The 21,455-nt window shown below is 38.5% G+C and carries 20 protein-coding genes; 8 read left to right on the plus strand and 12 right to left on the minus strand.

The features are described 5' to 3' along the window. Window positions 1–757: fasciclin domain-containing protein (locus tag ACT29I_RS02640; RefSeq protein ID WP_444792642.1), on the plus strand; the 757-nt coding region annotated here is incomplete at its 5' end. A 121-nt stretch (window positions 758–878) separates the two neighbouring features. On the opposite strand, the gene dapA is transcribed toward ACT29I_RS02640, so the two are convergent. Next, the gene (gene dapA / locus ACT29I_RS02645) at window positions 879–1,766 is read right to left on the minus strand and encodes a 4-hydroxy-tetrahydrodipicolinate synthase (protein ID WP_430932191.1); all 888 of its coding nucleotides are present in this window, start codon (window positions 1,764–1,766) and stop codon (window positions 879–881) included. Window positions 1,767–1,999: 233 nt separating this feature from the next. On the opposite strand from dapA, the gene ACT29I_RS02650 reads away from it, so the two are divergent. The 3 genes from ACT29I_RS02650 (at window position 2,000) to gap (ending at window position 4,302) form a co-directional block, all read left to right on the plus strand. Further along, on the plus strand, window positions 2,000–2,662 hold the full coding sequence (locus ACT29I_RS02650; protein WP_430932192.1) for a hypothetical protein: 663 nt from the start codon (window positions 2,000–2,002) through the stop codon (window positions 2,660–2,662). A 212-nt stretch (window positions 2,663–2,874) separates the two neighbouring features. Beyond that, window positions 2,875–3,006, plus strand: coding sequence for a hypothetical protein (locus ACT29I_RS02655; protein WP_430932193.1), 132 nt, complete (start codon window positions 2,875–2,877; stop codon window positions 3,004–3,006). 288 nt (window positions 3,007–3,294) lie between these two features. Next, window positions 3,295–4,302, plus strand: a complete 1,008-nt coding sequence (gap, locus tag ACT29I_RS02660; protein WP_430932194.1) for a type I glyceraldehyde-3-phosphate dehydrogenase — start codon at window positions 3,295–3,297, stop codon at window positions 4,300–4,302. 83 nt (window positions 4,303–4,385) lie between these two features. Here gap and ACT29I_RS02665 read toward each other — a convergent pair whose 3' ends face one another. The 4 genes from ACT29I_RS02665 to ACT29I_RS02680 form a co-directional block, all read right to left on the minus strand. Next, entirely contained in the window at window positions 4,386–5,651 is a 1,266-nt protein-coding gene (locus tag ACT29I_RS02665; protein WP_444792643.1) for a hypothetical protein, read from the minus strand. Between the two features lie 106 nt (window positions 5,652–5,757). After that, window positions 5,758–6,834, minus strand: coding sequence for a polysaccharide deacetylase family protein (locus tag ACT29I_RS02670; protein WP_444792644.1), 1,077 nt, complete (start codon window positions 6,832–6,834; stop codon window positions 5,758–5,760). Beyond that, window positions 6,806–7,693 (minus strand): glucosaminidase domain-containing protein, encoded by an 888-nt coding sequence (locus tag ACT29I_RS02675; RefSeq protein WP_430932197.1) that lies wholly within the window; start codon window positions 7,691–7,693, stop codon window positions 6,806–6,808. Before ACT29I_RS02675 ends, ACT29I_RS02670 begins: the two co-directional genes overlap by 29 nt. A 17-nt stretch (window positions 7,694–7,710) precedes the next feature. Next, window positions 7,711–8,955 (minus strand): ABC transporter permease, encoded by a 1,245-nt coding sequence (locus ACT29I_RS02680; RefSeq protein WP_430932199.1) that lies wholly within the window; start codon window positions 8,953–8,955, stop codon window positions 7,711–7,713. Window positions 8,956–9,153: 198 nt separating this feature from the next. Between ACT29I_RS02680 and ACT29I_RS02685 the strand changes: the two genes are divergently transcribed. From ACT29I_RS02685 to ACT29I_RS02700, 4 genes are all read left to right on the plus strand, one after another. After that, on the plus strand, window positions 9,154–9,786 hold the full coding sequence (locus ACT29I_RS02685) for an NAD(P)H-dependent oxidoreductase (protein WP_444792645.1): 633 nt from the start codon (window positions 9,154–9,156) through the stop codon (window positions 9,784–9,786). Window positions 9,787–10,078: 292 nt separating this feature from the next. After that, the gene (locus ACT29I_RS02690) at window positions 10,079–12,337 is read left to right on the plus strand and encodes an aconitate hydratase (RefSeq protein ID WP_444792646.1); all 2,259 of its coding nucleotides are present in this window, start codon (window positions 10,079–10,081) and stop codon (window positions 12,335–12,337) included. Between the two features lie 123 nt (window positions 12,338–12,460). Beyond that, window positions 12,461–13,258, plus strand: coding sequence for an ATP-dependent sacrificial sulfur transferase LarE (gene larE / locus ACT29I_RS02695; protein WP_444792647.1), 798 nt, complete (start codon window positions 12,461–12,463; stop codon window positions 13,256–13,258). Between the two features lie 351 nt (window positions 13,259–13,609). Further along, on the plus strand, window positions 13,610–14,053 hold the full coding sequence (locus tag ACT29I_RS02700) for a cold-shock protein (protein ID WP_430932203.1): 444 nt from the start codon (window positions 13,610–13,612) through the stop codon (window positions 14,051–14,053). Window positions 14,054–14,147: 94 nt separating this feature from the next. Here ACT29I_RS02700 and cobA read toward each other — a convergent pair whose 3' ends face one another. From cobA to ACT29I_RS02735, 7 genes are all read right to left on the minus strand, one after another. Beyond that, complete coding sequence (cobA, locus tag ACT29I_RS02705) at window positions 14,148–15,890, minus strand: uroporphyrinogen-III C-methyltransferase (protein WP_444792648.1); 1,743 nt, start codon at window positions 15,888–15,890, stop codon at window positions 14,148–14,150. 23 nt (window positions 15,891–15,913) lie between these two features. Continuing rightward, window positions 15,914–16,354, minus strand: a complete 441-nt coding sequence (locus ACT29I_RS02710; protein ID WP_430932205.1) for a precorrin-2 dehydrogenase/sirohydrochlorin ferrochelatase family protein — start codon at window positions 16,352–16,354, stop codon at window positions 15,914–15,916. A gap of 179 nt (window positions 16,355–16,533) precedes the next feature. Beyond that, window positions 16,534–17,451, minus strand: coding sequence for a cysteine synthase A (gene cysK, locus ACT29I_RS02715; protein ID WP_444792649.1), 918 nt, complete (start codon window positions 17,449–17,451; stop codon window positions 16,534–16,536). A 194-nt stretch (window positions 17,452–17,645) separates the two neighbouring features. Beyond that, window positions 17,646–18,074 (minus strand): Rrf2 family transcriptional regulator, encoded by a 429-nt coding sequence (locus ACT29I_RS02720; protein WP_444792650.1) that lies wholly within the window; start codon window positions 18,072–18,074, stop codon window positions 17,646–17,648. Window positions 18,075–18,259: 185 nt separating this feature from the next. Then, on the minus strand, window positions 18,260–19,426 hold the full coding sequence (locus tag ACT29I_RS02725; RefSeq protein ID WP_430932208.1) for a hypothetical protein: 1,167 nt from the start codon (window positions 19,424–19,426) through the stop codon (window positions 18,260–18,262). An 87-nt stretch (window positions 19,427–19,513) separates the two neighbouring features. After that, window positions 19,514–20,755 (minus strand): aminotransferase class I/II-fold pyridoxal phosphate-dependent enzyme, encoded by a 1,242-nt coding sequence (locus ACT29I_RS02730; protein WP_430932209.1) that lies wholly within the window; start codon window positions 20,753–20,755, stop codon window positions 19,514–19,516. 69 nt (window positions 20,756–20,824) lie between these two features. Next, window positions 20,825–21,277, minus strand: a complete 453-nt coding sequence (locus tag ACT29I_RS02735) for a c-type cytochrome (RefSeq protein WP_430932210.1) — start codon at window positions 21,275–21,277, stop codon at window positions 20,825–20,827. Between the last annotated feature and the right edge of the window lie 178 nt (window positions 21,278–21,455).

The following is a 21,455-nucleotide window of genomic DNA, read 5'->3' on the forward strand; positions in this document are numbered from 1 at the left end:
ACATGCCATGGTAACCGTGGCCGATGTAATGGCCGACAACGGCGTGGTGCACGTGATCGATGCCGTATTGCTTCCGCCTACAACAACCGTGGTTGACATTATCGTGAACAGCGAGGACCATAACACCCTGGAAGCGGCCGTCATTGCCGCAGAACTGGCCGATGACCTGGCCGGCGAAGGTCCGTTTACCGTGTTTGCACCTACCGACGATGCGTTCGCCGCGCTGCCGGAAGGAACCGTGGAAGCCTTGCTGGAAGACCCAACAGGCGACCTGGCCCAGATCCTTCTTTACCACGTTGTGGCCGGCAAAGCCATGTCCACAGACCTTAGCGACGGTCAGATGATCGAGACGCTGCAGGGAGCAAATATTAAAGTGACCAAAATGAAAGGAGAAATTCACATTAATGATGCTAAAGTGATAATTGCGGACATTCTAACTGATAATGGAGTAGTACATGTTATTGATGCAGTATTGTCAATCCCTGATCCTACTTCTATAGGAGCAAATCTTAAATTGTCACAACAAATTTCCGTTAGTCCTAACCCGGCAACATCATATGTTAATATCAGTGTCAACAATAACAATGTAGAATTAGTTGATCTTAGTTTAATTGATGCTTCGGGAGTTGTATTATTTAACGATGCATTTTACGGAGACAATTACACACTCGAACTTTCTTCATTCAATAAAGGGTTATACTTTATAATATTTAAGAAAAACGGTGAAAAATCCGTCAAAAAAATCATTAAAAGATAATCCAGAATATTAAAACAGATAAAAGGCTATCTCGAATAAATCGAGATAGCCTTTTTCATCATCACCAACAAAATATAACTAGTTTGTTACCAACAATTATCCATTGGCATCAAATTAACCCTTATATTAATTTTAACTTTTTCATTTCATCTATAAGAAGTCTTTTATTTTCGTCCTCCAAGCTGCATAGCGGTTGTCTGAACACTTCTTTGATCAGTCCCATTTCAGCCAAGGCTGCTTTTACAGGAATTGGGTTTGATTCAATAAAACACAAGTCTATTAACCTTCTATATTTATAAAATAACGTACGAGCAGTTAAGGTATCGCCTTCTAGCGAAACCTTCATTAATTGATGAAAATCCTCCGGGATAATATTGGCTATGACCGAAATACAACCATCCGCACCTAACAAATTAGCTGAACTTGCTAAAAAGTCATCTCCACTGTAAACTATAAATCCTTCGGGAGCTCCAGCGATTATATCCGTAAAATGGGATAATATTCCGGCTGCTTCTTTCACGGCAACAATATTATCAAAATCCCTGGCCAATTTAAGCACTGTATCCGGTGTTAATCCGGCTCCTGTCCTGGACGGTACATTATACAATACAATTGGAATATCCACCGATTCTGCTACTGTTTTAAAATGATGGTATATCCCTTTTTGAGTAGGTTTATTGTAGTAAGGCACTACCACTAAAGCAGCATCAGCACCTAATTCTTTCGCCTTTTGGGTTTTTTCAACCGCAGTTTGTGTACAATTACTTCCAGTTCCGGCAATTACAGGGATTTTCCCTCCAATTCTCTTAATCGCTCTTGCAATTAATGCTTCATCCTCTTCATTTGTCAACGTAGGTGTTTCACCTGTTGTTCCGCAAACCACAATTCCATCCGTCCTGTTATTCAAATGAAAATCAATCACGTTGTCAAACGAATCCCAATCAATCTCTCCAGAATCCAGAAACGGTGTAACAATTGCAACTATTGAACCTCTTAATGTAAATGCCATGATACTAATTAAATTATATTATGCGTTAAATTTTTGCTTAAAATTAAAAAAACCGGGCAATCATTATGTTGTTGCCACTGCCTTTTCTTTCAACAAATGTAATTAACGACTTTAATACACAACAAATATAATTGGCAATATGGGAAAGGTAAAATTTCAATCGCAAATAAAACTATTTTATAACACTTTGTTATATTTTTAACATTTTGTATTTTTGATTAAATTTTTAAAGCATGATCACTATACCGCAAGCGGTTGAATCTGTTATTAAAGCACAGCCATTTATATCCGAAGCTTTAGCAGAAGGGTTAATTAACGTGTCGGCTTTAGCCAGAAAGATTAAGCCTGATATTGAGAGGTTTTTAATGAAGGAAGCCAAACATGGTGCAATTGTAATGGCACTAAACAGGCTTAGTCCGCAATTAGACATGAACCTAAACCGTGGCATCGATAAAATGATTCGGATGCTCGGTGATATAATTGTTCGTTCGGATTTAACAGATTATACTTATACCAATTCCAACACACTAATAAAATGCCACACTAAGGTTTTTGAATCTATCTCGCATCATCAGGATACGTTTTACACTCTGGTTAGAGGTGTTCACGAATCGAACTTGGTGATCAGTAGTTTACACGCCAATTTGGTGGATGAGTATTTCAGAAACGAAATGTTACATCTGAAAAAAGAAAACTTGTCGGCCATTACTTTAAAACTGCATGAAAGCAACACGCAGGTTCCGGGATTTTATTATTATATTTTGAAAGCCATTGCATGGGAGGGCATAAATATTGCTGAAGTTATATCCACCTCCTACGAGTTTACGGTTTTGGTAAATGATGAAGATGTTGACCGAGCATTTTCGGCACTGAAAAAATTGAGAAAAAAACGATAAATTAACCATTAAAACTCAACCGTCACAGAATATAAATTTATAAGGTTTGAGGATATGAGGAAATAATTTAGTTAGTATATATTAGTCAGATATTTTTTAACGTTTATCAGAAAAAGGAAGATTTTTGTAACTAAAAATAAAGTATTCCGTTACTAATTCTATAAAAACTGAGATAAAAAAACTATCATTAATTATATTGTAATATTATAGTCATGAAAAAAGCCTTTTTATTAGTAGCAGCCGTTGGATTATTTGTAGCATTAGGATTCAGCTCTTGCAAAAGCACTGAGGACTGTCCTGCTTACAGCAAAGTAAATGTAGAAATGAGTACAGAAAATGCATAAGCTATTTGATTTAGCCAAAAAGGAGCAATCTTAAAATAGGGTTGCTCCTTTTTTGTTTCTTACCTATTTGCTTCTACAAACAGTTTTATTTTGCAACCTTCACATAGCAAAAAACGTCTGAAACAACCAGCATGTATGCTGTAAAACAGCTTTTCGACCAGTTTCACATTTTTTAATATTCTATTTACAAAAACCTTATGTGTTTGTTTGACCAATTGTTAATGATTTTATACTTTTGTCACTCATTTTTAATGGAGTTGTAAATATTATTTCTAAAAAACCTATAAAATGTCAAAAATTAAAATTGGTATTAACGGATTTGGCCGTATCGGTCGTTTCGTATTTCGTCAGGCTGTTGCCAAAGGAACTATTGAAGTTGTAGCTATCAACGACCTTATTGACGTTGACTACATGGCTTACATGTTAAAGTATGATTCTACTCATGGTATCTTTGATGGTACTGTTGAAGTAAAAGATGGTAAGCTTATCGTAAACGGTTCTGAGATCCGTGTTTCAGCTGAGAGAAACCCTGCTGACATTAACTGGGGTGCTGTAGCTGCTGAGTATGTAGTTGAGTCTACTGGTTTATTCTTAACTAAAGAGTCTGCTCAAGGTCACATCGACGCCGGTGCCAAAAAAGTAGTTATGTCTGCTCCTTCAAAAGACGATACTCCAATGTTCGTTATGGGCGTAAACAACACTAAGTACACTAACGACATGAACTTTGTTTCTAACGCTTCTTGTACTACAAACTGTCTTGCTCCTGTAGCAAAAGTATTAAACGACAAGTTTGGTATTGTTGAAGGTTTAATGACAACTGTTCACGCAACTACCGCTACCCAGAAAACTGTTGACGGTCCTTCTATGAAAGACTGGAGAGGTGGACGTGGAGCTGGTCAAAACATCATCCCTTCTTCTACTGGTGCTGCTAAAGCTGTAGGTAAAGTAATTCCTGAGCTTAACGGTAAATTAACTGGTATGGCTTTCCGTGTTCCAACTCCAGACGTATCTGTTGTTGACTTAACTGCACGTTTAGAAAAAGGTGCTTCTTACGAGGCTATTTGCGCTGCTATGAAAGAAGCTTCGGAAGGTGAATTAGCTGGTGTTCTTGGTTATACTGAGGATATGGTTGTTTCTAACGACTTCGTTGGTGATACTCGTACTTCTATCTTCGATGCTAAAGCTGGTATTTCTTTATCTGACAACTTCGTAAAAGTTGTTTCTTGGTATGACAACGAGATGGGTTATTCAGCTAAAGTGTGTGAATTAATTCAGTACATGGATTCTGTAAAGTAATTTACAGTTCACAATATAAAAAAAAGGCTCGCCAAAAATGGCGAGCTTTTTTTTGTGCATCTCTTTCCAGAAACAGAAAGAGATTAATAATGAATCCCTTTCACCTTTGGATTTTCAACCGAACCTTTCACTTCCAAAACAATATCTTCTCCATCGCGAGGAATTTTAAGTCCAAAAGTTCCCGCTAAGTTATTTACAGCCTCATTTAAATTAGGGTTGATATTTGTGATGCGCATCTCCATTTCATCGATATCAGAATCTTCCAGAACGCCAGATTTCAGATTTAAACTAGCCCGCAAGCTGGCTTCAAATAAGGGTAAAACCAGCTTTGTGTTTTCAACTATACACTTACCTGAATTAAGCGACGCATCGAAGGAAAACTCATTCACTGATAATTCGCTTGAACTTACCCCCAGCACAGAAAGCGACATATCAATATTGTTCTTAACGTCTTCGTCGTATTCTACCGTCACCCCTTTAAGGTTAAAGCTTAATTTTGCTTCCAAAGACGGGATGATTAGTTCACCTTTATCATCAAACTCAAAATCCCCCTCAAAAGCAGAACTAAATGATTGCAAGGTATAGGCTCCAGTTGTTCGACTATCGCCCCAAGTCATTTCGTCCGTAAGATTAACAGCGTAGTCCATGTCAATTTTTAAAGCGGAAAAATCATTTAAACCTTGCCCTAGATAATTGATATCCGCTTTACCCTTTAGTATTAAATGAGCAACCTTTATTTCAACTTTCTCAATTTCAATCTCCTTTTCATCCGGTTTAAATAACATTTTAAATTCGGCTGATTTTATTTCGTTCAATCCGGCCAGTATATTCCCGTTATGTCCTTTTCCCAGTGGAAAACCTTTGAATTCCCCATCTTTAATATTCAGACTGATATATTGTTGATTCCCGGGAAATTGTTTATCCATCTTTTCGAATATCCTCTGGCTCATATCCCCCTTAAAATCGAACAAGGTATTTTCGCTTACCAAAATAAGCTTATCATCTTCAAAAATCTTTAATTGTCTACAATCTAAACCAAGCTTTGTCAACTTATCGATCCTGCGTGTTTTTGAAATTTCCAACGCTTCGGAATGTTTCATGGTAACATACAGCACTTCACTTTTTATAGTTATTTTAGTCTTAGGGTCGGTAAACGAAAAATCGTTAAAAGTTATTTTTGACCAGAGTGGATTTACTTTAACTTCAGCATACTGCATTTGAGAATTATCCGGGAATTGTTTTAGGTAAGCATCCAGTTTTTTTGCAGACATTTTACCATATATCCAGTTACCCGCAAACATAGATACCACGACTAACATGATTATGGGTAAGATTAATTTAGCTTTCATAAAATTTTGTATAGTATCGTTAAAAACAAAAACCTAAAACTAACATTTATCCGACCGAAATCAATAAAAGCCTTAAATTGTGTTTTATTCATTTGGGAGGATATTGCTATTCCTCAACACCTGAATTTACAAATAGCTTACTCCACCAATACCATTGATTTGTAGCATCTGTTGAGGTAAATGTGAGCAATACTCGCCTGAAATTGTTGGGCATTTTTACAGAAACACGGATGGTATCGTCCTTAAACTGATAGATATCAGAGTTGGATTTATTATTATAAAAGCAATTGATGCGATGTAAGTTATGTACTGAATCGACAGAAAGCCGAAGATACATTTTTTCACCTGCACTTAGTTCAAAAGGGAAATCCGAGACATTGCCAATAAGAATAGGTTTCATATTTACCTTAAGCCTGAATTGTTCCATCTCCACATAATTACCCGCAATCGGAAAACGAGGAATGGCAAAAGGATGGGTTCTATAGTTCCACACACCCGAGTTTTGAGCAAAGGACATTTCATATCCTCTTTTCTTTAACAGATTAGCCATTTGCTCGTCATATTCCCCATACGGGTATGCATAAGTTTTAGGCACAAAACCTAAGCTATCTTTAAAAAGTTGCTCCGAAATATCTAGATCTTTAAGAAATACTTGTTCCCGCATCGAATCGGGTATATTTAGGAAATAAGTGTGCTTGTGTGAATGCGACCCGATTTCAATGCCGGCTTCTGCCAGCTTCTTTAACTGTTCCCAATTTAAGTAATCGCCCCAACCCACACTTTCGGTGTTCACAAAAAGTGTTGCTTTGCAATTGTACTTTTTTAATAGTGGCCATCCATTGGTATAGAAAGATTTTAAGCCATCGTCAACGGTTATAAATATTTTCTTTGCCGAATCGTTGGCACCTTTGATTAAACCAGAAACGGTATAGGTTTTAAACCCATTTTGGGTAAGATATAACAATTGCTCCTCAAACTTATCCAGCGGGGTATTTGTTGAGGGATATCTATCGTCGCCAAAGCGATGGTATACCAATCCAACCGCAGAAAAATCATCAGGCAATTTTATACCTGCCCTGGATTGGCCATTATTAACAGGTTTGCCTTGACATGAAGGTGCACCTATTAAAGATAGGAGCAGTAAAAACACCAAGTTACTCCAGCAAGTTTTTCCAAATCTCATCCTCCTTATCAATTTCTGCCAGTTTGTAGTCATCGTAATTATGTAAGTCGTTAAATTCTATCACATTCCGCAACGCACGCACATATTCGTATCGTTTCTCGGAATAATTGCTCAGGTACCAGATCAATCGGTACGGATTTTCCGATTGCAAACGAGCCTCCCGAAACTGTTTATATGCGTTGGCTTTGGCGATGGTTTGGTAATAGTCGTAAATCGATTCAAATAGCGAATCGTACTTGCGCAAATAGATATCCGTACCACTTCTCGACTCACCTGCTTTAATGCGCTTTTCTTTTGAACTATACGACCATATTCCATAAATATTGTTTGCTTCCCTGCAAAAACGAGATGTACCCCAGCCACTTTCAATGGCCGCCTGTGCCAACACTATAGACACCGGATGCGGATGCAAGCGCCTGAGAACTTCGGGTATCTTATCGGTTTTAAAATTTTTCTTCACCTTGTTCAAATACAAGGAATCTTCAGCCGTCCCTAATCCCGAGCGAACTGCTGCATCAGTTTCAAGTACTTTATAACGCTCCTGGTTAATTTTTTCTTTGGCCATCAAAACCGAAGGAAGCATCATGTCAATAAACTTTTGCATCCGCTCCTTGTAATGAACATCCTTTAAATTGGGTACTTTCCGATATAACATCGGCATTACTAAATTGTCTTCGATCTTCATAATGGAATCAACATCCGAACTGTTACAAACCATTATCGAAACAGCAGTTTTATCCGGCTCTACATCCGGTTGAATCAGATTTATTATCACACCTATCGCCACAACTATTAATATGGCTATCAAGGTCTTTCGCGAAAGAAAGTCGACGAAACTTTTTAAAGTAGATTTTATCATATGATTTGGTTAGATAATTATTCGTATCGCAATGAGTCTATGGGATCGAGCTTGGATGCTTTTACGGCAGGCATGAGTCCCGAAGCTAATCCAACTCCCAGGCAAAGCAATATACTTATTGAAATCCATTCCCAAGGAACTACAAAGCCCGATTTAAAAATCACAGACAAAATATTCCCTACCCCGATGCCCAGTAAAATTCCACAAATACCACCGATTATTCCAATCAGGATCGATTCCAACAGGAACTGATCCCTTATGGCTTTACGGGTTGCTCCAATTGCCTTGCGAATTCCTATTTCACGTGTCCGTTCTGCCACGGCTACCAACATAATATTCATCAATCCTATGGCTGCTCCAAATAAGGTGATGAATCCTATCATATTGGCAATTAAAGTAACGTTGGAAAGGTTGTCGATCAGCATTCGGGATAAATTATCACTCTTCACAATATTGAAATTGTTTTCATCGGAAGCTTTTAGTCTCCTGACCAACCTAAAAGCACCTGTGGCCTCACTCACTGCGGCCTCCACTTGAGTGGGATTATTAGCTTTAACTTCAATTTTATAGGACATCTTAGGTCTGCTAAAATACTGACGTACATTGCTCACCGGAAGCAACAATATGTTATCTCCCTGTCCTCCGAATCCCGCTCCTTTTTCTTCCAGAACACCAATTACCTTGTACTTTCCGGATGCCAAAGAAATTACTTTATCTATTGCCGATTCTTTTGTCGGAAACAATTTTTTATACAATGCAGCCCCCAACATAGCCACATGTCGACCATCCTTGATATCGCCCATTAAAAAATCCCGTCCTATTTTAAGCTTGTGACCTGCCGTTGAAATAAAATTTTCATCTACACCATAAACACTCACGTTCGGATTTGTTTTTTCCGACTCGTGTTTTACCGTAGCATTTCCTGAGGCTTGGTAGGATATGGTAACCATTGCCGGAAAAACAAACTTTTCTTTAAACTCCATGGCTTCTTTGTACGAAATAAAACTATGTCGCTTTGTCTTGTGCCTTTGCTTTCCAATCTGAATATTCTGCCCTCGGTTTTCAATCGTAAAAGAATTGGCTCCCATCCCGGTAAAATTACTCGAAATAGCGGTTTCTATGGATTGAACCGCAGTGATAATGCCAATAAGCGCCGTGATGCCAATGGTTATAATCACGATGGTTAGGATGGTACGTAGCTTATTGGATTGGATAGCCCCCACAGCCACCTTTATATTTTCTATGAAAAGTTTCGATATCATCTTACAATACAATTAATTATAAAGATAGCTAAAAAATAGCTTAATGCAGAAACCATTTTAAGATACATTCCAGTGGCCCCAAACAATGATTCAAGCCTAAAAAATGCCAGTTCATGCTAAAACAGCATATTAATCCTGAACTATAGAACACATTTGTTGTTCGAATAAACATATTAAAATTAAAAAACAGGATAAGATATGGATTTAATAGACCGTTTAAAATGGCGTTATGCCACTAAAAAGATGAACGGAACCCAGGTTCCCCAGGAAAAAGTTGATAAAATTCTGGAAGCAGCTAGGTTGGCCCCAACCTCAAGTGGACTTCAACCTTACGAAATATTGGTGATCACGAATCAGGAAATCAAAGAGAAAATTAAACCCGTAGCATGGGATCAGGAACAAATTACAGATTGTTCGCACCTTTTGGTTTTTGCGGCATGGGATAATTATACCGAAGAGCGCATTAACAACATGTTTGATTTAACTAATGAAATTAGAGGTTTTAAAAACGAAGGCTGGGAAAACTACAGGCAGATGCTACTTGGCACTTATCCGCAACGCCCCGCGGAAGAGAACTTTGTGCACACAGCCAAACAAGCCTATATTGGTTTTGCCAATGCGATTACTGCTGCCGCCTTCGAAGAGGTGGACGCGACCCCTATGGAAGGATTTGATCCCCATGCAGTTGATGAGATACTAAATTTGAAAGAGAAAAACTTAAGAAGTGTACTTCTTCTGCCATTAGGCTACAGAGAGCCTGAAAGCGATTGGTTGGAGCCTTTGGTTAAAGTCAGAAAAAACAAAGAAGATTTTATTACGGAAGTAAAATAACAATGTCATCCAATTATTAATTTCAATGTTTTGTTGATGATTATACTTGCAAGGCCTTTGGGCTTTGCAACTTTTCTCCAGTCAACCACCTCTTTCCTTCCCTTAAACATTCCCTCCCTATGGTTGTTACAAAATAGACATGACAAAAAGCAGATTATTTCTATTTTTTACTAATTTTGTTGAACTAGAATAGGTTTCACTTGTACAGTTAGATTAGTTCTTCCTTAAGGAAGAGTCAACCTTCAAAAAAACCTGCTCAACATTTTAGAAACACTAAAACTTTTAAATAATTATGGCGTTCGACATTGAAATGATTAAGAAAGTGTATGCCCAGATGGGAGCTAAAGTTGATAAAGCTCGTACTATTTTGGACAAACCCCTAACGCTTACCGAAAAAATTCTTTATGCTCACCTGTCCGAAGATGCGACCGAGGCCTTTACAAGGGGTGAATCATATGTAAATTTCAACCCTGATCGTGTAGCCATGCAGGACGCTACTGCACAAATGGCTTTATTGCAGTTTATGCAAGCGGGAAAAAATAAAGCGGCTGTTCCTTCTACGGTTCATGCCGACCACTTGATACAGGCCAAGGTTGACGCTTCTAAAGATTTAGCCACTGCCAAAACCACCAACAAAGAGGTTTATGACTTTCTAAGCTCTGTAACAAACCGTTATGGAATTGGATTTTGGAAACCTGGTGCAGGTATAATCCATCAGGTTGTTTTAGAGAATTATGCTTTCCCGGGTGGAATGATGATTGGTACCGATTCGCACACCGTTAACGCAGGTGGATTAGGGATGATTGCCATTGGCGTTGGAGGAGCAGACGCCGTAGACGTTATGGCAGGTATGCCCTGGGAACTAAAATTCCCTAAATTAATAGGCGTCAAGCTTACCGGCAAATTAAGTGGCTGGACGGCTCCCAAGGATATTATTTTAAAAGTTGCAGGAATCCTGACCGTTAAAGGTGGAACTGGTTGTATTGTGGAGTATTTTGGCGAAGGCGCCGAGTCTCTATCCTGCACGGGAAAAGGAACCATCTGCAACATGGGTGCTGAAATCGGGGCAACAACCTCAACTTTTGGATACGACTTCTCGATGGAGCGATACCTAAGAGCTACCAACCGTCATGATGTGGCAGATGCCGCAAACGAAGTAAAAGACTTGCTAACAGCAGACAATGAGGTATATGCTGAACCGGAAAAATATTTCGATCAGGTTATTGAAATTAATTTAAATGAACTGGAGCCGCATCTGAACGGACCTTTTACACCTGACAAAGCTACGCCGATCAGTCAAATGAAAGAAGAGGCTGTGAAAAACGGTTGGCCAACAAAAATTGAAGTAGGTTTAATCGGCTCTTGCACCAACTCATCGTACGAAGATATTTCCAAAGCCGCATCGGTAGCTGAAGACGCGGTAAAAAAAGGATTAAAGGCTAAAGCAGAATTTTCCATTACACCCGGATCGGAACAAGTACGATATACCATTGACAGAGATGGCATGGTAGATACATTTAAGAAGATTAATGGCGTTGTTTTTGCCAACGCTTGCGGACCCTGTATTGGTATGTGGGCTCGAATGGGAGCAGAAAAACAAGAGAAAAATACTATTGTACATTCTTTCAACCGTAATTTTGCCAAACGTGCCGATGGCAATCCAAACACCTATGCTTTTGTAGGTTCACCTGAATTAGTGACCGCTTTGGCTATAGCAGGAGATCTAAGATTCAACCCGTTAAAAGATAAATTAACCAATGATAAAGGAGAGCAGGTTGCATTAACTCCTCCAACGGGAGACGAACTACCCCCAAGAGGTTTTGATGTTGAAGACCCTGGTTACCAAGCACCAGCTGCCGATGGTTCTAGTGTTGAAGTGATCGTTTCTCCAGACAGTGACAGACTTCAGTTGCTCACGCCTTTTGCAGAATGGGATGGTGAAAATATTACGGGAGCCAAATTATTGATTAAGGCTGAAGGTAAATGTACCACAGACCATATTTCAATGGCGGGTCCTTGGCTGAAATACAGAGGTCATCTGGATAATATCTCTAACAACATGTTGATTGGCGCTGTAAACAAATTCAACGGTGAAACCAACAAAGTAAAGTCGCAACTGACTGGCGAATATGGCGAAGTTCCTGCAACCCAACGTGCTTATAAAGAAGCTGGCATACCAACCGTTGTTGTGGGCGACCATAACTATGGGGAAGGTTCGTCGCGTGAGCACGCGGCTATGGAACCCAGACATTTAGGTGTAAAAGTGGTGTTGGTTAAAAGTTTTGCCCGCATCCACGAAACAAACCTTAAAAAACAAGGTATGTTGGGAATTACTTTCGCCAACGAGGCGGATTATGATAAGATACAAGAGGATGACACATTTAATTTTAAAGACCTGAAAGATTTTGCTCCCGGCAAACCTTTAACTGTCGAGATTATTCATGCCGATGGAAGTAAAGAAGAAATATTGGCTCACCATACATACAACCTACAGCAAATTGAGTGGTTTAAAAATGGCAGTGCATTGAATTTGATTAAAAAGCAGAATTAATAAATCCTTTTAATTAAAACAAAAATAACGCAGCTCTTAACAGGCTGCGTTTTTTTATATTCAACTTTTCCTGCCATTTTGTGTTACAGGAATATGGAAAACATACAATCAAACATAGCTAGAATGAACACCTGGTTCCAACATCACCCTAAACTTTTGATTGCTCTTTCCGGCGGGGTAGATTCTTGCCTGGTATCCTTTTTAGCCCGACAGCAATTGGGCAAAGAAAATGCTGTAGCAGTTATTAGCAACTCGGCAAGTCTGAAAGAAAAAGACTTATCGGATGCCAGATATTTTGCCAAGAGTTACGATATCCAATTAATTGAAATTGATGCCAACGAAATTAATGACATCAATTACAGTTCGAATCCTGTGAACCGTTGTTATTATTGCAAAACCAATCTGTATAAATCCATCCAAGAACTTGCCAATAATTCCTTCCCCGGTTATGAAATAGCAAACGGAAACAATTATGACGATACAGGAGATTATCGTCCAGGCATGCAGGCTGCGGATGACTTTCATGTATTTAGCCCACTTTTAGAATGTAATATCAACAAGGAAAGTATCCGAATGATGAGCAAATATTTTAACCTTGAAATATGGGATAAGCCTGCAAGTCCCTGCTTAAGCAGTCGATTCCCCTATGGTGAAAAAATTACAACAGAAAGGTTAAGCATGATAGAAAATGCCGAAAACCTGTTAAACGCCAATGGGTTTAATGATGTAAGGGTAAGATACAAAAAAGGAAATGCCAGCATAGAAGTCCCGAATGAACAGATCCCCACACTCAAGTCAATATTCTCAAAGAAATTTCAGCATAAAATATCGGAATTTGGCTTTAACACCGTCAGCATCGATGAGGAAGGATTGGTATCCGGCAAACTGAATCGGGATATATTCGGAAAAAAAAATAGCTAAATAGATTATCAAACTATGTAAATTGAAAAATAGATTTTTTATAGTCCGAAATGTTTTATAGGTGGTAAGTCCCACATTTTATTTTAACTTTGTACCAAGTAATAGGCAAGAAATATCCTTTCACCTGAATATATTAATATCAGTTGATAGATGAAACCTTCAATGAATTATCACTCCCAATAAATTGGGAATAGCTATACAGGTTTGTATTTTAGAAGGTATAAATTCATGATCGTTTCAAGTAATATTAGGTTCTTTCATCACCACCTTATAAGGCGTTTGACAGTTCACTTTACTCTTTATATTTATTTCTTCATTACTTAATAGTTATTATTCATAAAAATATATTTAATGGGGAGATCTCAAGAAACATTTGGCAAAAAAGACAAAGAACAAAAAAGGATGAAAAAGCGTAAAGACAAAGCTTTACGCAAAGAAGAACGAAAAGCTAATTCTTCTGACGGCAGCTTAAACAACATGATTGCTTACGTAGATGAAAACGGGATGATTACGGATACTCCGCCGGATTTGACCAAGAAAACAAAGATTAAAGCCGAAAATATAGAAATATCTGTTCCCAAAAAAGAAGATATTGAAGAACCCATCCGAACAGGTAGGGTTGAGTTCTTTAATCATGACAAAGGATACGGATTTATCAAGGACCTTGACACCCAGGAAAAATTCTTTGTGCATGTAAACGGATTAATTGACGAAATCGTCGAAGGTAACAAAGTGAATTTCGAGCTTGAAAAGGGGCTAAAGGGGATGAATGCTGTTCGGGTTAAAAAAATATAATCATATTAAAACATAAAGAATTGTCTCTGAAAATTCTGGGTTAATAACGAGGCAATTCTTTTTTACCCGTATTTACACGCAACCAACTCGCAGGTCACTTTATTATTTCGTTGCCCCTGTTTAATTTGACAAACAGTTTTTCGGTTAATTTTCCCCTACATTTAACCTTTAAATGTGAAGGGATATGATCATATACCTCGAAAAAAGCTTCCACGGTTGCAGGAGATGTAAAAACGACTCCTTCGAATCCGTCCAGGTTTTGCTTTACAATTGATTTATTTTTAACCACTTGATACAATTGAATTTCGCTCACACGGTTACCTAACCTGCGCAATCCTTTTTGCAGGGTTCCTGTTGATTGATTTGAACAGGGCACCAATATATTTTCGCCGCTCACCCTTTGCTTTCCGTACACCTGCAACATACCATCAACAGATTCTTTATGCGATAAAGCACCCACAATCAATCCTTTTTCTTTCAGCGCTTTCGAAGTAGTCCTCCCAATAGAGTCAATCTGAATACCGGACAAATCCCGAACATCTTTTTCAGACTCAAAGAGCTTTTCAAAGAAATAGTAAACCGCATATCTGCCGGAAAAGACAATCCTGTCGTAAGAAGTCAAATTATCAAAAGCTAATTTTGTTTCTTGATCTGGCATAGCAGGTTCAATAGAAATCAAAGGTGTATGAACCAAATCGGTACGATATTTTATTTCGTCTAATGACGCTCCAGTATACAACCATTTATTTTGCAAACCGGCAAATTCGCCAGCTGTTTTACCCACAAAGATTATAGAGGGAGAAGGCAATCCCGATCCTTTTACCTTTAATTCATACAAGTTACCCTTATAGATTTTTTGGCCAGGATTGGAAGCATTATGTACCACCGCAACAGGTGTACTCTCCGGCCATCCTTCCGCGATAATCAGTTTTGCTAATCCCTGTTGATTGGAAGCTCCCATAAAAAACACCAAGGTATCCGCTTGGGGAATTTTTACCTTATGCATATCATGCGCCGATAAAAACGCAACGGAAGAGGCCAAGGATCTTTCGGTAAAAGGAATTACAGCATTTGCCGCTGCCGCAAAGGCACTGGAGATGCCTGGTAATATCTCCGCTTTTACCCATCTACTACTCACATAATGATACTCTTCGGCGCCACGTCCAAAAATCATAGGGTCACCACCTTTCAGCCGTACTACCCATTTTCCTTTAATGGCCTCCTGATACATGAGTTCATTAATCTTCTCCTGATCAAATTTGTGCTGCCCCTTGCGCTTACCTACATACACCTTTTCAGCACTAAACGTATTGTTTAAATATGCTTCGTTAATTAAGTCGTCGTAGAATATAATGTCGGAGTGACTTAGATTAAATTCAGTTTTTTTTGTAATTAACCCTTCATCCCCTGGCCCAAAACCGGCTAGCACAACCCTCCCCCAGCTTTTTCGAACATCCTTCAATTCAAAACACTTCTTCAGTTTTTCGTTTTCTATGCTTCCAACCAGCGCTACTAATTCACTGAGAGGCGAAGATTGGCCCACGCCAATGCCTTTAGAAGGAAGCAGGGCAAAAACATCAAGACCCGAAAGCAATGGATATGGAAGTTCCTTTGCTGGCAAAATATACAAATCGGCCTTTTCACCTAAAACTGAATCTTCCAACAACTTGGATACAGGAGGAAATTCTACCTCCTCCATAGCAATATTTGATTTACGGTTAGTACCTACAGTAAGCAGCTGGTATCCTATTTCGGAGTCCTTTAATATTTGTTGAACCTCATCAAAAGAAATAATTTTACTGTACTTTCCCTCAATAGCTATCTTAATTTCTTCCATATATTTTTTTCGATATCTTAAAATTAACCACGTAAAAACCTTTTTATTTTATTCCTCAATGCTATGGAAGCTTTTACATCTTTACCATTGGACCCAACTGCAATTGTCAATTCCCCGTGCTTAAAAATAGCCGGTGATACAAAATCACTATATTCCGCACTGTCTGCCACATTTACCAGGCAACCATATTTTTTACCCTGGTCACTTATTTGGTGATTCAATTCATGGTTGTTTGTGGTTGCATAAACCAAAAGATGTGACTTTAAATCAGTCTCTACGTAATTTCTTTCCTCTATTTCAACACCCTCTATCTCTTTTACTTCTTCTAAAATACGAGGGGCGATTACCTTGAAATTTGAGGTGAATCGTTTTAACAAAGTAATTTTATGCAAAGCCACTTTGCCTCCACCAACAATCAAGATCTGTTGCTTACTTACATTTATGGATATCGGAAGAAAAGTCATACCGCAGAATGAATATTTAACATGGTTTCAGCATATGTTTTGTCGTTCCTCCCCAGTTCAAACTCTGTTTATACCAGGCTAAGAACTGTCTTTATATAAAAATTGATTACCAACGACACGCACTGATAATCAATTCCTTTTGTCAGATAACCAATAATAGGTATTTCTATTTGGAACAGTTAAATTTCGTAGCTGCTTAAATACCTTTCTCCGGTATCAGGCAATATTACCACAATCCGCTTTCCCTTCAACTCCTCACGTTTTGATAATTCCAGCGCAGCCCAAAGAGCGGCTCCTGAAGAATAACCACACAACAACCCTTCTTCCAAAGCAGCCTTATGGCTAGATTGAACCGCATCCTCGTTTGAAACCTTAATCACCTCATCTACCACTTCAACATTTAAGTTTTTGGGAATAAACCCGGCTCCAATACCCTGTATTTTATGAGGGCCCGGCTGTCCGCCTGAAATAACAGGAGAATCCATTGGCTCGACCGCAACAACCTTTAATTCCGGATTTTTCATTTTCAGTTCCTCTCCCACACCTGTGATAGTACCTCCTGTTCCAACCCCGGCAACAAACACATCGATTTTACCATCCGTATCTTTCCAAATCTCCTGGGCTGTAGTACATCTGTGTATCGAAGGATTAGCCGGATTATCAAATTGCTGCGGAATGAATGCTTTCTTGTGTTCACTGGCAATTTCCTGCGCTCTTGAGATTGCACCTTTCATGCCCTGAGCAGCAGGAGTGAGAACAAGTTCAGCACCGAATTTTTTGAGTAACTTTCTTCTTTCAATACTCATACTTTCTGGCATAGTCAAAATTAAACGATACCCCTTTACCGCTGCCACAAAGGCCAATCCAACACCGGTATTTCCACTGGTTGGCTCAACAATAACAGTATCTTTATCTAACTTGCCGTTTCTTTCTGCGTCCGCTATCATAGCGTATGCAATTCTATCTTTCACAGAACTTGCAGGATTATAAAACTCCAGTTTAGCCACAACCTGCGCTCCTCCTTCGTTCATTCGGTTAACCTGCACCAATGGAGTATTTCCAATTAGCTCAATTACATTTTCTGCTATACCGCTCATAATAATTCGTTTTATTTATTTTCCGATTATAATTAAATTTTAATATGGCTCATGAACCACAATGCCAGCATTACCCTGTTAAACTTTAATAAGTTCATTCTTCAATCACGATCCAGTTTTTATTGTAAGAACATTTTTAATTCGAAGATACTGGGGCTTCATTCCAATAATTCTCCCGCCGTTATACGACCAAGTTAAATATAGTACATCAAACTCTCGTTTAAATCTTTATACTGCTTTTGAATATCATATATTGTTTTTTCGGATAACACACCGCGCACGCCTGCAATGGTCTCATTTAATATTATTGCGACAGCCTTTTGATTACTGGAGATATCCCCGGTAATGTCCAATTCCTTTTTGTAGGAATCTTCCAAACAATCAAAAACCATGAGCAACGATATTTCATCCGGTTTAAATTTCAACCGATATCCACCTCCTGCACCTTTTTTCACCTCCAACAATCCGGCTTTTTTCAACGCAACAGCAATGGCTTCTAAAAATTTCATTGGAATACTGTGCCGCAACGAAATCTGATAAATCCCCATAAACCTTCCCTCACTTAGTTCTGCCAATGCCAGCAGAAATCTCAATCCATATTCCGTTTTCTTTGAAAATTTCATCTTTTACCTCTATTTTATTAACACATACTTAACCTGTATGTATTTAACCATACAAGTATACTATAAGTTCACGCAAAATAACAGAAACAAATAAATATTTACTAAATTATAGCTACTATATTAATATGATTTATTGGGAATAAAAATTACAAAGTAATGATTCTGGTATTGATCAATATTACAAACTAAAACGCCTCACCCAAAGTAAAAAAGAAACCGGAATCTCCATTCGTTGCAAGCCCGTAATCGAATCTGAAATTTAATTTTTCTTTTTCAATAACCCTGATTCTCAATCCCAAACCGGCCATCACATGAACGTCCTCGAACAGAGTTGAGTTCCATTTGTTGAATATATTACCAGCACCGGTAAAAACCTCATACCCAAATCGCCATACCAAATGCGATCGGTATGCGGCTTGCAAGTACAACATGTTTTTATCCATATATTTATAGGGATGTGAAACTCCCCGAAAAAACCTTTTCCCTCCTAAAACAGGCAAACGAAAAAATGGCACATCCCCATCGGCCGACTTCAAATAGATTTGTGTTGCCAACACCCTCTCCTTTTTACCCAAATCAAAAAACTTTCGAGCATCAAAAGTTAAGCTGGAAAAACTAAAGTCACCAATTGATTTGGGATAATAAGTATAGTCAAATGAGATATAACTCCCTTTATTGGGATAAACGATATTGTTTCGGGTATCGTGGCTTACAATGGGCCCAAAACCAATAATATTCCCGCCTTCATAACCCTCTACACCATTATTTAACAAACCAATTCCCACATCCTTAACATCCAAGACACCAACATCATAATTAATTCCCAGAAACACCTTTTCGGTAATCCCTTTCATTACTTTACCCGTGAATTCCAACTTCTTTAACTCAATATCGGAATACACATCTTTGTTGGCAAAATTGCCGATACTATAGAACTTATCAGGCATCCATTGATATAACCACCTATTTCGGATATGCCAATTATTTTTGGTAAAAAAGTTGGATGCAAATTTAAACTCATACATCCCACTGGTCGAATACATTACGGAAGGAGCAATGTTTGATGGGCGATAATAGGCATTACTTTTTTCATTTCCTCCCAAATAAAATCTCCAAACAGGCATAATGCCAAACTCGAGTTGGGTTCTATCTTCATAACTCATTAAAGGGAATGCGAAAAAAGTATATTTTTCTTTCTCGAAGGTTAAAGTTTCCATGCCCCAATCAGCTATAACGGCCATTTTATGCAAAATACCGCCAGCCTCATCATTCGACATTCTGTTGTTTTGAGCAAATGATATGTTGAAAACAACAAAAAGCATCACCGGAGCTAGAATTTTTTTAGAAATCATGTATACTTTCGTATTAACCTTTAAATTTTAACACAACCACTCTCTATGTATCGTGCTACACCATATTTTATTGTCTTAATTGTTCCATTACAACAAAGTTAATGCTTGCTTAAAATCATACAGCAAATCCTGAACATCTTCAATTCCTACCGATATTCTTAACATGGTATCCCGAATATGCATTTCTTTTTTTTCCGCATCAGAAAACTCGGTATATATGGTAGACCATGGATGAATGATCAGCGTTTTATTATCGTTTAAATTAGTTGCCCTACGCACCACTTGTAAAGCATCCATAAATCTGTAACATTGCTCTTTGGATTCCAAGTCAATGGTCAGAACAGCACCCGGTTTAGCCGAAAATTGCTTTAAACTCAATCCGTAATTTGGGTGCGACCGAAGTCCCGGATAATTTACTGACTTCACTTTACCGTTGTTTTCAAAGAACTCCCCCAATTCCAAGCAGTTTTCAACGCACCTATCCACTCTTAGAGCCAAAGTGTCCATTCCCAAATTCAGAAAGTGGGCTGTATGAGCCGTCATGCACCCTCCAAGGTGCCGAAAGATTTCTTTTCGGATACGAGCCACAAGTCCGTTCCCTGAGAATTTTTCCGACCAGGTGTTTAAGGCAGGGATCCGGCGCCAATCAAAAGTACCATTATCAACAACTGCTCCACCGACAGCGGCAGCCCCTCCCGAAATAAACTTAGTAGTAGACATAACCTCCACATCGACACCAAAATCCACGGACTTTAAAACATAAGGAGGAGTTATTGTTGAATCGGCTATAACCGCAACATTCCGGGAATGCGCAATAGCAGATAAAACCGAAATATCGGCCACCTCCAATTGAGGATTGGTAATAGTTTCAAAAAACAAAACACGTGTTTTCTCGTCCATGGCCTTCTCCACCTCTTCCGGTTTACTCATGTCCACAAACTTCACCTCAATGCCCCAGGTTTTCAAGGTATCTTTGAAAAAAGCATAGGTATGTCCAAAAAGATGATTGGAAGTAACCACATTTCCACCTGGTTCTACCACTGCCAGCAAGGTATTTGAAATGGCCGCCATTCCCGACGCAAGTGCCACAACATTTTTAGCCCCTGTAACATTTCCAAGTTTTTGTTCGAAATACTCCACTGTAGGATTTGATGTTCTGCTATAAAGGTGAGCCGTTTCCTTGCCGGAAAATACATTTTCGATATCTTGTGATGTATCAAACTCATACGCTACGCCGTCGTAAATAGGCATATGTAACGAGTTGTAAACATCATTTTTAGGGAAAGAAGCATGGATGGACCGAGTGGTATAACCTTGTTGTTTTGTCATGGTTCAAATAAATTTAGGAGGGTAAAAAAACGATAAAAAAAGAAGCGGCACAAATTAAAATTCTATAGACTACCTCATTTGCTTTACCTCACCTGCTGAAACCATGGCACTTGCGGCTTTGCTGTCGCTTCGAATATAATTAATGACATCTGCAATTTGCTGATCCGTGAGGTTTCGGTAAGAGGCCATTACCCCTTTGTATTTTACGCCTTCAACAACAATCTCCTCACTCATCCCGTTTAACACAACATCAATCAAATACTCCTTATCGCCCGTAACTCTTTTGGTATTTTTTAACGGAGGATAAATTTTTTCAATCCCCATCCTGTTGGCCTGATGACAGATCTTGCAATTCCTATCATAAACTAGTTTTCCCGCTTCAAACCTGTCGTTTCTGTTGCTCATCGATGTGGCAGGTGATGCCCATTCTTTTTCCTTTGTTTTTTTCTCTGTTTTATTGCGAGCACAACCTGAAAACAGTAAAACAAGCATTGTTAAAACTCCCCAAACTAAAATTCTCATAAACAAACTACAATTTACAATAACACATTTAAAATATATTGAACACATTCCACTTTGTTTTTTTAACCTTAACGCAAATAATTAAACCGTGCTTAATTCGTTCATAGAACATAGTCCATGCACAACCTTTTAAAAACTTTAACGTTAAAACAACACATAAGTATATTTTCAACTGGTT

The sequence above is a fragment of the Saccharicrinis sp. GN24d3 genome (assembly GCF_052400645.1).
Lineage (GTDB): Bacteria > Bacteroidota > Bacteroidia > Bacteroidales > Marinilabiliaceae > Saccharicrinis.